Genomic DNA, 13,833 nt, shown 5'->3' with positions numbered 1-13,833 from the left:
GCATAAAGGTTGTTAAATATTTTATGGTGATAGAGGAGGGTTTTGTATAATGTAGGGTACTGAATAGATGATGGTCTTAATTTTTTAAACATATTTAAATTGGTTGAATCAATGAATAAGCAAACCATAGGCATTGCTCTCAGTGGAGGAGGAGCCAGGGGGATAGCGCATATAGGCGTTTTAAAAGCACTAGAAGAACACGGAATTTATCCGACCAATGTGGCAGGAACCAGTATGGGGGCTATCGTTGGGGTTCTTTATGCTGCCGGTTTTTCGGCAAATGAAATGGCCCGTGTGCTCAAAGATGAAAAAGTATATAAATGGTTTAAGGTGGAGTGGTTTAAACCCGGTTTGTTGAGTTTGTCGGGTGTGAAGGATCTTTTGTCCAAACAAGTGGGGCACAATGAATTTGGGAAACTAAAGCGCCCTTTTTCTGTGGTAGTGTCAAATTTAAATACTGGTAAAGGAGAGATCATTAGTAGAGGTGATATGTTAATGGAATGGGTGATAGCCAGCGCTTGCGTGCCTATTGTCTTTACTCCCATGGTAATAAATGGCTTTACATATGTGGATGGCGGATTATTTCATAACTTGCCTACAGAGGCGCTTATTGGAGAAAGTAATTATATTATCGGTTCCAATGTAAATCCAGTGAGTAGAGTTGAAGAAGTAGAATCGGCAAAGCAAGTGGGGGAGCGTGTGTTTAATTTATCCATAGCTCAAAATGTATGGCAAAGTAGAAATTATTGCGATTTCTTTATCGAAGCGAAAGATATTGTGAAATATGCTACTTGGGATTATTTTAAAGTGGATGAGTTGATAGAAGTGGGTTATAATGCAGCTAATAAAATCATTGATAAATATATCTTGCCTGAGTTGAAAGAGGCCGGCGTTATAGGTAAAAAGTTAAGCATGTAGTCTTTTTGTAACGAACCTCAATTGCCTTATCTTCGCATATAAATTTTATCAGGTGAATTGGTTTCAAGTAAAGGCTTATATAAAGCATAGATTCAGAAAAAAACAATGGAGAGCAGGTGATTTTTCTTCTCTTGTAGCAGCCGAATTGGCTAAGTATGTTATTTATAATCATCATCCTTATTATTCTTTTCAGGATGTGGATGATATAAGGCATGATTTGCAGCAGGCAAAGCAAAAGCTAGAAGTAACTGATTTTGGTGTAGGTTCTAAAAAGTTTAAAACCAATGAGCGATCTATTCGGCATCTCATTAAATATAATGCAACGCCTAAAAAACAAGGCGAGTTTATTTTTCGTTTGGTTCAATATTTAAAGCCCTGTAATATTATTGAATTGGGAACATCTCTGGGTATAGGAACCCTTTATCTGGCCTTGCCCAATTCACTTACCCAAGTATTTACAATTGAAGGTTGTCCGAAAATTTCTCAAATAGCCCAACAGAATTTTTCCATTGCAGGAGCCTTAAATATTGTTCAGCATATTGGCTCTTTTCAGGATGAATTGCCAATGATATTAGCGTCGGTTGATCAGGTTGGGATGGTTTATTTTGATGGGCACCATGCCTATCAGCCAACTATCGATTATTTTCATTTGTGTCTGAACAAAGCAAAGGGAAAAACTGTTTTTGTTTTCGATGATATATATTGGTCTAAAGGGATGGCGATGGCCTGGAATGAAATTATTGCACACCCATCTGTTTCTCTTTCTTTTGATTTTTTTAGCTTTGGAGTAGTTGTATTAAATGTTCCATATGTCAAGGAACATTATTTTATAACAAATATTTAAATCATCATCCCCAACAACTATAAAAAATTATCTTTGTTGTAAGCTAACAGAAGTATTTTGCCTATGGATGAGAATGTTATTGAAATTAGTGAGATCACCAAGCATTATCAGGTAGGAACGCAAGTTGTAAAAGCATTGCAAGGGGTTGATATGTTTATAAAAAGGGGTGAATATGTTGCCATTATGGGGCCTTCGGGATCTGGAAAGTCAACCTTAATGAATATAATTGGAGCCTTAGATACTCCAACAGGAGGTTCTTATGTGCTAAATGGTACTGATGTGAGTCGTTTGAGTGATGATAAATTAGCTGAAATTAGAAATAAGGAGATTGGTTTTGTGTTTCAAACCTTTAATTTGCTGCCTAGGTATTCGGCACTGGAGAATGTAATGCTCCCATTGATATATGCGGGATTGTCAAAACAAGAACGTTTGAAAAAAGGTGAAGAAGTGGTGAAAAGGGTTGGGCTGGAAAACAGAGCCTCGCATAAACCCAATGAATTGTCGGGAGGACAACGGCAAAGAGTAGCTGTCGCAAGAGCTTTGATCAATAATCCATCTATTATTTTGGCCGATGAACCTACGGGTAATTTGGATTCAAAAACATCGGTTGATATTATGCGCTTATTTGGAGATATTCATTCTCAGGGTAATACTATTATTTTGGTAACGCATGAAGAGGATATTGCACAGTATGCCCATCGTATTATTCGTTTACGGGATGGTGTCATTGAGTCTGATACCGTTAATCACGATATTATGGTGTTCGAAGAATGACGTGCTGAAGGGTAAGTATACCCCCCTAATGAGCTTGCCTTGAATAATGAATATAGGAGTACATCATATTTAATGTTTATGATACGTTAATAGAGTGAAATAAATAATGCACAATACATGAGTAAAAGTTTAGTTTATACAAAAACAGGCGATAAGGGTAAAACCAGTTTGATTGGAGGCACACGGGTTGCTAAAAATCACTATCGGCTCGAAGCATACGGAACGGTTGATGAGCTGAATACCTTTGTTGGAATGATTCGTTCTTATGAGGTGGATGAAAATACCGAAAGGCAAATTATTGATATTCAACACAAGCTCTTTGTGATAGGCGCTTATCTGGCAACGGATTCAAATGTAACAGATTTGAGGGATAAGCTGGACTATGATGAGGCTATTATTGAAACCTTGGAGAAGGAAATGGATAGGATGGAAAGTGATTTGCCGCCAATGAAACATTTTGTTTTGCCAGGAGGACATCCGGGAGTTAGCTATTGCCATATTTCCAGAACTGTTTGCAGAAGAGCGGAAAGACGAATTCTGGCCATGGCAGAGGAGTCTGAGGTGAATCCGTGGGTAATAAAGTACATTAATAGGCTTTCTGACTATCTGTTTGTTTTGTCACGTTATTTGTCAAAACATTACGGTGTGAATGAAATTCCTTGGGTTCCCGAGTTGTAGGTTATTACTTTTTTTTTATATTCGCACAAAATATAAAAATATATTTAACAAATAAATAAAAATTCAGGGTATGTATTGGACACTAGAGTTAGCATCTAAATTAGAGGATGCACCCTGGCCAGCATCTAAGGACGAGTTAATAGATTTCGCAATTCGTTCAGGGGCACCATTAGAAGTTATTGAAAATCTTCAGGAGATTGAGGACGAGGGGGATATTTACGAGAGTATTGAGGATATATGGCCTGATTATCCTAGTAAGGATGATTTTTTCTTTAATGAAGATGAGTACTAGACAGGGAGATTAAGAAATTGAAACGCCTTAGATTTATATCTAGGGCGTTTTTTCTTAAAAATAGCATATTGGAAAAATACCTTCAAATATTAAAAAAATACTGGGGTTTTGATGGGTTTCGGTCCATGCAAGATCAGATTGTTCGATCTATTGGAGAAGGCAAAGATACTTTGGGTTTGCTGCCAACTGGAGGTGGTAAGTCAATAACATTTCAAGTTCCGGCCATGGCCCAAGAGGGCATTTGTTTGGTGGTGACACCCTTGGTTGCATTGATGAAAGATCAGGTGGCTAATTTGCGGAAAAAGAATGTGAAGGCTATGGCTGTGTATTCAGGTCTAAGTCGTCGCGAAATTAGTATCGCCTATGATAATTGTATTTATGGAGATTATAAATTTCTTTATCTCTCGCCCGAACGCTTATCCAATGATCTTTTTTTGGACAAGCTGGTACATTTTAAGGTTAGCATGATTGTGGTGGATGAAGCTCATTGTATCAGTCAGTGGGGATACGATTTTAGGCCATCATATCTTAAGATTGCGGAGCTGCGAAAGGTGCTTCCTGATGTTCCTGTATTGGCACTGACCGCTACGGCAACACCCCAAATAGTGGAGGATATACAGGAGCGTTTGTTGTTTTCCCAGAAGAATGTGGTTCGAAAGAGCTTTGAAAGAGAGAATTTGGCTTATATCGTTCGTCAAACGGACGATAAGTTGAATCAACTGGTGAAAATAGTGAAATCCATAGATGGATGTGCTGTGGTATTTGTGCGCAATAGAAAAAAGACCAAGGAGTATGCCTTGTGGTTGCAAGACAGTGGAATTACTACCCATTATTACCATGCAGGACTCAGTAATGAGTTGAAGGATAGGCGACAAAAGGAATGGATGAACGATCAAGTGCAGGTGATGGTTTGTACCAATGCCTTTGGTATGGGTATTGATAAACCGGATGTTCGTTTAGTGGTGCATATGGATGCCCCAGATTCCATAGAAGCCTATTTTCAGGAAGCAGGTAGAGCCGGACGAGATGGAAAGAAGGCTTATGCTGTTTTGTTGTGGTCGGCAAACGATAAAACGCGTTTGAAGAAAAATGTGACCGTGTCGTTTCCTGAAAAGGAGGTTATTTTTAGAGTGTACAATGCTTTGGGTAATTTCTTTCAGTTGGCTACAGGACATGGAGAGGAGATGGTGTACGACTTTGATATGGTGCAATTCTGTAGGGCTTATCATTTTAATTTACTTACGGTTTTTAATAGCCTAAAAATTTTGCAGCGTGCTGGCTATATTGAATATAGTGAGGAGGCGAATCTGCCGTCCCGCGTCCATTTTCTGGTGCAGAAGATAGAATTGTATCATTTTCAAGTAAAGAATGAACAGTTTAATTCTTTTATAAAACTATTATTGCGTTCCTATACTGGTTTTTTTACCGAATATGTTGTGATTAATGAGCAGGTGCTGGCTCAACGTGCCAATGTGGCTGTGGATCTGGTGTATAAGTATCTCAATAAATTAAATCATCTGAAGGTGATTCATTATATTCCCGGGAAAAGAACGCCTTTGATACAATATATTCGTCCTCGTGAAGAATTGAGGCTCCTTAGGCTGCCTAATGAAGTTTATCGTGACCGTAAAAAGCAATATGAGCAAAGGATAAAAGCAGTCATTGATTATGCTGAGTTCTCTCATGTATGTCGAAGTCGTTTTTTGCTTCATTATTTTGGACAGAAAAATACAAAAGACTGTGGTCAATGTGATGTTTGTATTGAGAAAAAGAAAAGAGGGTTAGATAGCAAACAGGCTGATGAAATAGAAAATAAACTCAAGGAAATTCTATCCAGTCCGCGATCTTATCCTGAAATTGAAAATATGATAGGTGTTCCTGAAAAAAAATGGCTGGATGTTTTTAATTGGTTAGCCGACAATGATATTATTTATCCCGACACCGAAGAGAGGTGGCAGCTGAAATAGGAAGGCTGCGTTATTTAATATGGATGATGTATTAGAGCTTTGTAATTGATTTTCTAATGTATTTTCAGCTTAAGTGTTATAGATGTGTTTTAACGATTTTTTTGTGGCTCCAACACATTGTCAACCGACTAATATTTTTAGGATCCTTTATTTTCGGTTTAATTTGTTAATTTTGTCAACTATTGTATATGTCAAAAAATCTATGACATGATTATAAGGGGTTAGTTTCTTGCTGAATAAGTGTTGCGTGAATATTCCCGAAAGCAGGTAATTATATCTTAGCTCGTATAAAATGGAAGAAGAATTAAATCATATTGTCTTTTCGAAAAACGTACTCGAGTTTGTTACGGTAGGTAATGAGTACTGTAATCAACTGGAAAATGCCGAAGCTTTGTCGACACAAGAACTTTTTACGGTTTTGACCCGTATACTGCCATTGTTGTATTTAAAAGCGGTAATGTTGCCTAAAACAGAGTTTGAACTGGACGAAGTCATAGAGAAAACAGTAAGAGAAGAGGATTATGTGAGGATTCAGCATACGCTTTTAAGCAAATTAGGACAGTATGATGATTTTTTAGAAGTGTTTGTTCCTGATAATGAGCTTGACCAGAGAGAAGTAGCTTCCAGTATTTCTGAAAACCTGACCGATGTTTATCAAGATGTAAAGGATTTTCTTTTTGCATATAGAATTGGGGTAAAAGAAATCATGAATGATGCATTGGCGGAGTTGGTTGATGCATTTGAATTACACTGGGGACAAAAATTGGTAAATGTGCTAAGGGCATGTCATAATGTTTTATATGGTAATCAGAATCTAAATGAAGATGGTGGGTTCGATACAAATATTGGAGAGAGAGAGAATACTAACAGTTGGTTCAATAAATTTCAGGATCAATGGCAGGAAGGTGAGGATTAAATGGAAAAGGAAGATAATTTGATTAAAAATAAAATAACAAACGAAGCATTGAACGATTTACCCTTGAATGCATATCAAGGCGAAATTGTAGTGGTGGAGAATACAGAAGATATATCACAGGTAATTAAAGAGATGGATGGTGAAAAAGTGCTCGGTTTTGATACAGAGACCCGTCCTTCGTTTAAAAAAGGAAAAACAAACCTTATTTCTTTGATACAGCTCAGTACTGAAAAGTCTACTTATTTAATTCGTACTCATAAAACGGGCGTAACCGATGAATTACTACATTTGTTAAGTAACGAAGATGTTAAGAAAGTGGGAGTAGGCATCAGGGATGATATACGTGGACTGCAAAAATTAAAGGCGTTCACACCTGGCGGTTTTGTGGAATTACAAACGATGGCTGTGGATAAAGGGCTTAAGGATTTTTCGCTCAAAAAGTTAGCGGGTATATTATTGGAGTTCCGAGTATCGAAAAGACAGCGATTGTCCAATTGGGAAGCTGATCAGCTTACGCAAGGTCAAATGGTATACGCAGCCACCGATTCTTGGGTGGCACTTGAGATATTTAAAAAACTGAGTCAATTAGATTCTAGTAATATTGTGGATGCTGATACTACCAGTGTCAATAATTAATCATAATTCAATCGATTAAAATAATAACTATCATTTCATGTCATATATTAAAGTTGTTCTTAAATCAGGAAAGGATCAGTCTTTACGTCGATTCCACCCATGGGTTTTTAGTGGTGCCATCAAAAAGATATACGGTGAGCCTGCCGAAGGAGATATTGTTGAAGTGTTTGATAATAAAGATGAGTTTCTTGGTTTGGGACATTACCAAATAGGTTCTATTGCCATACGTATTGTTTCTTTTGAACAAATTGAGATTACGGATGATTTTTGGAAACAAAAAATAAAGCAGGCCTATACCTTGCGTAAGGATTTGGGTTTGTTGGATGACCCCAATACCGATGCATACCGATTGGTTCATGCAGAGGGGGATAATATGCCGGGACTGATTATCGATATGTATGGTGATACAGCTGTTGTTCAGATGCATTCGGTAGGTATGTTTTTGATTAGGGACAAAATTGATGAGGTGCTGAAAGAGCTATTTGGAGACGATTTAAAGTCTATTTATAATAAATCAGAAAGTACCATTCCATTCAAAGCCAAAGTACAGCCTGAAAATGGATATACATTCGGAAAGTCAAGTACGAGAATAGCCGTTGAGAATGGATTGAAATTTCGTGTGGATTGGGAGAAAGGTCAAAAGACAGGTTTTTTTGTGGATCAACGTGATAACAGGGCATTATTGGAACATTATAGTAAAGGAAAAGCAGTGTTGAATATGTTTTGTTATACGGGTGGTTTTTCGTTTTATGCAATGAGAGGAGGAGCTAAACTGGTGCACTCTGTTGATAGCTCTGAACGAGCTATTGATTTGACAAAGGAAAATGTAGAGTTGAACTTTCCAGGCGATGATCGCCACGATGCTTTTGCGTTGGATGCTTTTAAATATCTGGATGATATAAAGGATAAGTATGATTTGATTATTCTTGACCCACCGGCTTTTGCCAAGCATAATAATGTTTTGAATAATGCCTTGCAGGGGTATAAGAAGTTGAATGCGAAGGCTTTTGAGCAGATAAAACCAGGTGGTATTGTTTTTACTTTTTCCTGTTCACAGGTAGTTAGCAAAGATGCTTTCCGTAAAGCTGTTTTCTCGGCTGCGGCTCGTTCTGGAAGAAATGTGAGAATATTGAACCAGCTGACCCAACCAGCCGATCATCCCGTTAATATTTATCATCCTGAAGGTGAATACCTAAAGGGACTCGTTTTATATGTTGAATAATTAGATAGTCTGTATTTTCAATATCGGGATGTTTATATTCAGATATTTGATACTAAAATATTATACATGAAGTTTACCGAATTTGAATTTTCCAATGAAGTGCTGGACGGACTGGATGCCATGCGTTTCGAAAATGCTACACCTGTGCAGGAAAAGACGATCCCTGTTATAAAGACAGGGGCCGACCTTATTGCTTGTGCTCAGACTGGAACAGGAAAAACAGCGGCCTACCTGTTGCCGGTGCTCGATAAGATAGTGAGGGAAGGTAATTCAGGAACAACAACGCTTATTCTTGTTCCAACCCGTGAATTAGCGTTGCAAATTGATCAGCAGATAGAAGGGTTTAGTTATTTCTTGGATGTCACATCAGTATCTGTTTTTGGAGGCAATGATAAAGGTTTGTGGGATCAGCAAAAAATTGGGTTAACCAGAGGGGCAGATATTATTGTGGCCACGCCTGGTAGAATGATTCAGCACCTAACCATGGGATATGTCGATTTTAAATCGGTGAAACATTTGATTTTGGATGAGGCAGATAGAATGTTGGATATGGGATTTCTGGAGGATATTATGCAGATAGAGAGTTACTTGCCTAAAGATAATCGACAAGGCTTGCTTTTTTCAGCTACCATGCCACCCAAAATAAGAGACCTGGCTAAAAAATTATTGAATAATCCGAAAGAAATAAACATTGCCATATCAAAACCGGCAGAGGGTATTTTACAGGCGGCTTATGTGGTTCATGAACATCAAAAGATTGATTTAATCGTTGATCTGTTGAAAGACAAGGATATGCCTAGTATTATTATATTTTCGTCGCGTAAATCAAAAGTCAATGATATTGTGCGTGCCTTGAGAAAGAATAGTTTTAATGCCAGAGGTATTCATTCTGATCTGGATCAAAGTGAACGTATTGAGGTTCTGAGAGAATTTAAGAATAGAAATATCCAAATATTGGTGGCTACAGATATTGTTGCGCGCGGTATTGATATTGAGAAAATTGATTTGGTGATAAATATTGATGTACCCAATGATGCCGAAGATTATGTGCATCGCATAGGTCGTACAGCTCGTGCACAAAGCCAAGGGGTAGGAATCACTTTTATTAGTGAAGATGATCAGATTGATTTCCATAAAATTGAAAAACTGATTGAAACTGATATATATAAAATACCATTGCCACCTAATTATGAAGAAGCGCCTAAGTATGATCCGGAATCGAAGATGAAAAGAGGATGGGGAAGAAAGAAGGGGGGCGCCAAAAAAGGAGGGGCTAAAAAAACGCCTTATAAAAAGAGATAAATTACCTTTTGACGGTTATCAGGTGTGTAAAAGAATGTAGGTGAGGATGGAGTCATTTGTGTGTTTAATGCTGTGACTCTTGTGCATTGTATGATACCTTAGCCAGCCGTTTTATTTCATTCAAAAATACAAAAAATTGTCTTTGATCTCATGTCTGCTCAATTATCAAAAATCATTGCTACAGAGTTGCAACAGCAACTAAATCATGTTGTTAATACCATAGAGTTACTGGAAGAGGGCGCAACTGTACCTTTTATTAGTCGCTACCGAAAAGAGAGAACCGGAACGATGGATGAGGTGAATGTGGCACTGGTTAAAGAGCGCTATGAAAAAATTCAGGAAATCGTAAAGCGAAAGGAAGCAATCCTCAAGTCTATGGATGAGCAGGGTGTTTTAACGGCGGAATTGAAAAGTAGAATACTGGATACTTTTAATGCCAATGAACTGGAAGATATTTATCTTCCTTTTAAACCTAAACGGAAAACCCGTGCGGTAAAGGCCAAAGAGAAAGGACTGGAGCCACTGGCTAAGATATTGATGAAGCAATATGAACGCGATGTGGAAGGACGTGCTTCTCAGTTTTTGAATGATGAGGTGGATCATGTGGAAGATGCTTTGCAGGGTGCGAGAGATATTATTGCAGAATGGGTGAATGAAAATGCTGTTGCGCGCGATATTGTACGTTCGGTGTTTGAAAGGAGTGCAGTAGTGACATCATCACTGGTAAAAGGGAAAGAAGAAGAAGGTGCTAAGTATAAAGATTATTTTGAATTTAGCGAGCCTTTAAAAAAATGTCCCAGTCATCGTTTGTTAGCGATTCGACGTGGAGAAAAAGAAGGTGTACTAAAAGTGAGTATTTTGCCTGATGACGATCAAATTCATGATAGGCTGGGAAGATACTTTGTTAAAGGAAATGCAGCTGCATCAATGCAGGTTGAACTGGCGGTGAAAGATGCGTGTAAGCGATTGTTGAAACCATCTATCGAGACTGAGTTTTCTAATAGTTCTAAAGAGAAAGCGGATGCAGAAGCTATATTAGTGTTTGCGAATAATTTGAGGCAGTTATTGTTGTCTTCTCCGTTGGGGCAAAAAAGGGTTTTGGCTATTGATCCGGGTTTTAGGACGGGATGTAAGGTGGTGTGTTTGGATGCACAGGGTAATTTGCTGCATAACGAAAATATTTATCCTCACCCTCCCCAGCGCGAAACTAAACAAGCGGCCCAGAAGATCTCCTCGTTGGTGGATGCGTATAAAATTGAAGCAGTGGCCATAGGTAACGGAACGGCCTCGCGTGAAACAGAGTCTTTTATTCGTAATTTAAAGTATAGTCGTGATATTCAGGTGTTTGTTGTGAGTGAAGATGGAGCATCGGTTTATTCGGCCAGTAAGGTGGCACGAGATGAATTTCCGGATTATGATGTGACAGTTCGTGGTGCTATTTCTATTGGAAGAAGGCTAATAGATCCTCTGGCTGAACTGGTAAAGATCGATCCTAAGTCAATTGGAGTAGGACAGTATCAGCACGATGTGGATCAGTCTAGCCTTAAGTCTTCGCTTGATCGAGTGGTGGAATCTTGTGTTAATAAGGTGGGAGTGGATTTGAATACTGCCAGTATGCATTTATTGACTTATGTTTCTGGTTTGGGACCTCAGTTGGCTAAGAATATTGTTGAGTTTCGTAAGCAAAATGGTGCTTTTCAATCCAGAAGTCAGTTGAAAAAAGTGCCTCGTCTAGGAGCTAAAGCATTTGAACAGTCAGCAGGTTTTTTGAGAATTACAGACGCAAAGAATCCTTTGGATAATTCAGCAGTTCATCCAGAGTCATATGGTATTGTGCAGAAAATGGCACAGGATAAAGGCTGCCAGGTCAAGGATCTGATTGTGGATAAGGTCATGAGGGATCAGGTTAATCTGAATGATTATGTCAGTGAGGGTGTGGGGCTTCCTACGCTAAAGGATATTATGAATGAGTTGGAAAAACCAGGACGCGATCCTCGTCAAATCATTAAGGTGTTTGAGTTTGATAGAAATGTTCGTTCTGTGGAAGACCTGCACGAGGGAATGGTCTTGCCTGGAATTGTGACCAATATTACAAATTTTGGTGCATTTGTAGATGTAGGGGTGAAACAAGACGGGTTGGTACATATCTCTCAATTGGCCAATCGGTTTGTTAGTGATCCCAATGAAGTGGTGACTTTACATCAGCATGTCAGGGTAAAAGTCATGGAAGTTGATAGAGGGCGAAAAAGAATACAGTTGTCTATTAAAGAGGCTGAAAAAGAGTAGTGCCTTTGTTTTTGTGCGTGATGGTTGTATTTCGATGTGTGAGAAAAATAGATGCTCACCTTCAGTTAGGTATTCTGTAGATGGATTTGCTTGTCTTTTAATGCCCAAATATTTAACTATATTTGTAATATTTCGTTTTAATAGATATAAAATATTGGGCTAAATGCAGAAATTTAATGATTTTTTATTACTTATAGATTCTTATATAGGGAGTGGTGCTTGGTTTGTATACCTTTTGTTGGGTGTGGGGGTCTTTTTTACAATTTACCTCGGATTTCCTCAGTTAAGGTATGTGCGTTATGCCATTAAAATAGTAATGGGTAAATTCGATAGGGAAGATGATGAGGGGGATACTTCTCATTTTCAGGCATTAGCCACTGCTTTGTCAGGAACTGTTGGAACAGGAAATATTGCAGGTGTTGCTTATGCTGTTTATCTCGGTGGACCTGCAGCTCTTTTTTGGATGTTGGTTACTGCTTTAATTGGGATGACAACTAAATTTGTGGAGGTAACGCTATCTCATAAATATCGCGAGAAAGCAGAGGATGGCTCTATTACCGGAGGTCCAATGTATTTCATGAAGAAAAGGCTTGATATAAAATTGCCCTCTGGAAAAGTACTGAAAACAGGTGGTGTGATGGCTGTTGTCTTTGCGATTGCTACTGTTCTTTCTTCGTTTGGAACAGGTAACTTGCCTCAGATTAATAGTATATCTAATTCTATTAATGCAACTTTTGGCGTGCCGCATATTATAACAGGACTAGTCTTGTCTGTCTTATTGGGTATTATTATCATTGGCGGTATTAAAAGAATAGCTCAGGTAACTTCCAAACTAGTGCCTACTATGGCCATTATATATTTTATTGGAGCTATTGCGGTTATATTATATAATTACGAGAATATTATTCCTTCTGTTGTTTCTGTGTTTGCTGATGTCTTTTCTGGATCGGCTGCGAAGGGCGGGTTTTTGGGAGCAAGTATTGCCTTTGCTTTTAACCGGGGGGTGAATAGGGGCTTGTTTTCCAATGAAGCTGGACAAGGATCAGCGCCTATCGCACATTCTGCTGCCAGGGCACATGAACCAGTCTCGGAGGGTTTGGTAGCTTTATTGGAGCCTTTTATTGATACGATTATTATCTGTTCTATCACCGGACTGACTTTGCTGGCGTCTGGTGTGTGGACACAAAAACATCAAAATCATTTCCAAAGAGCTGAAATGCAGGTGCTAAGTGGTGTGTTTGATGACGAGGTGCCCGAAGACAGGGCCAGGCTTAGTGCACATGTAAATAATGAAAATACTTTGCCCTTATTTACGGGTCGCTTGGTGGTTGAAGACGGTCATATCGTGAGTGATGTATCTTTGATACATTCTCGTTCTTTGGCAGAGAAGGTGATAGTGTATTCGGCGAAAAAAATGTTTTCTGGTGAGTTAGAGGTGAAAAACGGTGTAGTGCAGGCTGCCAAAAAAATACATTTTGAAGGAAAGTCCTTGTTGCATAGTGCACCATTAACAACATTGGCATTTACAAGGAGTTGGTTTGGAGATTTTGGTAAGTATATTGTATCTATTGGTCTGTTGTTGTTTGCTTTCTCAACGGCTATCTCTTGGTCGTATTATGGCAGTAGGGCTGTTATTTTTTTAGTGGGTATGAAAGGGGTTAAATACTATCGAGTCGTTTATGTGCTCGGTTTCTTTGTGGCTTCTTTTACCGATACCACAATTATTTGGACTTTATCAGGTATCACTATTGCTTTAATGACGATACCTAATTTGATTGGTATTTTTGTGCTGCATAGAGAAATGAAAGAGGAGGTGAATGGATTTTGGCTGGAGTATAAAAGACGTTTTCCTGATGAGAAACTACCTATCTTTTGTAAAGTCGAAAAGAAAAAGTAATTTACATTGCTGTAAGTTATGTATTGTAACATAATTTATAACAATAATTAATTTTGTTATTTCCGTTCTTTTAGATTATAATGGTTTTTGTGTATGTTTGT

At 38.3% G+C, this 13,833-nt stretch carries 12 protein-coding genes; all 12 read left to right on the top strand.

Features of this window, described 5'->3' with window-relative positions:
• The first annotated feature begins 111 nt into the window (after positions 1 to 111).
• Positions 112 to 918 (top strand): patatin-like phospholipase family protein, encoded by an 807-nt coding sequence (locus tag CYTFE_RS26335; protein ID WP_052343178.1) that lies wholly within the window; start codon positions 112 to 114, stop codon positions 916 to 918.
• Between the two features lie 52 nt (positions 919 to 970).
• Complete coding sequence (locus CYTFE_RS26330) at positions 971 to 1,762, top strand: O-methyltransferase (protein ID WP_052343177.1); 792 nt, start codon at positions 971 to 973, stop codon at positions 1,760 to 1,762.
• Between the two features lie 63 nt (positions 1,763 to 1,825).
• A complete protein-coding gene (locus CYTFE_RS0112485) occupies positions 1,826 to 2,536 on the top strand; it encodes an ABC transporter ATP-binding protein (protein ID WP_027472070.1) in 711 nt (236 codons plus the stop codon).
• A 117-nt stretch (positions 2,537 to 2,653) separates the two neighbouring features.
• Positions 2,654 to 3,214 (top strand): cob(I)yrinic acid a,c-diamide adenosyltransferase, encoded by a 561-nt coding sequence (locus CYTFE_RS0112480; RefSeq protein ID WP_027472069.1) that lies wholly within the window; start codon positions 2,654 to 2,656, stop codon positions 3,212 to 3,214.
• 70 nt (positions 3,215 to 3,284) lie between these two features.
• Complete coding sequence (locus CYTFE_RS0112475; RefSeq protein WP_027472068.1) at positions 3,285 to 3,506, top strand: DUF2795 domain-containing protein; 222 nt, start codon at positions 3,285 to 3,287, stop codon at positions 3,504 to 3,506.
• A gap of 68 nt (positions 3,507 to 3,574) precedes the next feature.
• Positions 3,575 to 5,473, top strand: coding sequence for a RecQ family ATP-dependent DNA helicase (locus CYTFE_RS0112470; protein WP_027472067.1), 1,899 nt, complete (start codon positions 3,575 to 3,577; stop codon positions 5,471 to 5,473).
• Between the two features lie 292 nt (positions 5,474 to 5,765).
• Positions 5,766 to 6,389, top strand: coding sequence for a DUF5063 domain-containing protein (locus tag CYTFE_RS0112465; protein ID WP_027472066.1), 624 nt, complete (start codon positions 5,766 to 5,768; stop codon positions 6,387 to 6,389).
• On the top strand, positions 6,390 to 7,025 hold the full coding sequence (locus CYTFE_RS0112460) for a 3'-5' exonuclease (protein WP_044213916.1): 636 nt from the start codon (positions 6,390 to 6,392) through the stop codon (positions 7,023 to 7,025).
• 37 nt (positions 7,026 to 7,062) lie between these two features.
• The gene (locus tag CYTFE_RS0112455) at positions 7,063 to 8,247 is read left to right on the top strand and encodes a class I SAM-dependent rRNA methyltransferase (protein ID WP_027472064.1); all 1,185 of its coding nucleotides are present in this window, start codon (positions 7,063 to 7,065) and stop codon (positions 8,245 to 8,247) included.
• Between the two features lie 66 nt (positions 8,248 to 8,313).
• The gene (locus CYTFE_RS0112450; RefSeq protein WP_027472063.1) at positions 8,314 to 9,549 is read left to right on the top strand and encodes a DEAD/DEAH box helicase; all 1,236 of its coding nucleotides are present in this window, start codon (positions 8,314 to 8,316) and stop codon (positions 9,547 to 9,549) included.
• Positions 9,550 to 9,699: 150 nt separating this feature from the next.
• The gene (locus CYTFE_RS0112445) at positions 9,700 to 11,835 is read left to right on the top strand and encodes a Tex family protein (RefSeq protein WP_044213915.1); all 2,136 of its coding nucleotides are present in this window, start codon (positions 9,700 to 9,702) and stop codon (positions 11,833 to 11,835) included.
• Between the two features lie 163 nt (positions 11,836 to 11,998).
• A complete protein-coding gene (locus CYTFE_RS0112440) occupies positions 11,999 to 13,732 on the top strand; it encodes an alanine/glycine:cation symporter family protein (RefSeq protein WP_027472061.1) in 1,734 nt (577 codons plus the stop codon).
• Positions 13,733 to 13,833: the final 101 nt, after the last annotated feature.

It is taken from the genome of Saccharicrinis fermentans DSM 9555 = JCM 21142 (genome assembly GCF_000517085.1).
Classification (GTDB): Bacteria; Bacteroidota; Bacteroidia; order Bacteroidales; family Marinilabiliaceae; genus Saccharicrinis; species Saccharicrinis fermentans.
Note: the sequence above shows the minus strand (reverse complement) of the source record. Positions and strands in the feature narration are given on the sequence as shown.

Bases quoted from the DNA above. Each gene is read 5' to 3' on its own strand.
- CYTFE_RS0112445 (WP_044213915.1), top strand. From the start codon at position 9,700: ATGTCTGCTCAATTATCAAAAATCATTGCTACAGAGTTGCAACAGCAA.
- CYTFE_RS0112455 (WP_027472064.1), top strand. From the start codon at position 7,063: ATGTCATATATTAAAGTTGTTCTTAAATCAGGAAAGGATCAGTCTTTA.
- CYTFE_RS26335 (WP_052343178.1), top strand. From the start codon at position 112: ATGAATAAGCAAACCATAGGCATTGCTCTCAGTGGAGGAGGAGCCAGG.
- CYTFE_RS0112480 (WP_027472069.1), top strand. From the start codon at position 2,654: ATGAGTAAAAGTTTAGTTTATACAAAAACAGGCGATAAGGGTAAAACC.
- CYTFE_RS0112465 (WP_027472066.1), top strand. From the start codon at position 5,766: ATGGAAGAAGAATTAAATCATATTGTCTTTTCGAAAAACGTACTCGAG.
- CYTFE_RS0112485 (WP_027472070.1), top strand. From the start codon at position 1,826: ATGGATGAGAATGTTATTGAAATTAGTGAGATCACCAAGCATTATCAG.
- CYTFE_RS0112440 (WP_027472061.1), top strand. From the start codon at position 11,999: ATGCAGAAATTTAATGATTTTTTATTACTTATAGATTCTTATATAGGG.
- CYTFE_RS0112475 (WP_027472068.1), top strand. From the start codon at position 3,285: ATGTATTGGACACTAGAGTTAGCATCTAAATTAGAGGATGCACCCTGG.
- CYTFE_RS0112460 (WP_044213916.1), top strand. From the start codon at position 6,390: ATGGAAAAGGAAGATAATTTGATTAAAAATAAAATAACAAACGAAGCA.
- CYTFE_RS0112450 (WP_027472063.1), top strand. From the start codon at position 8,314: ATGAAGTTTACCGAATTTGAATTTTCCAATGAAGTGCTGGACGGACTG.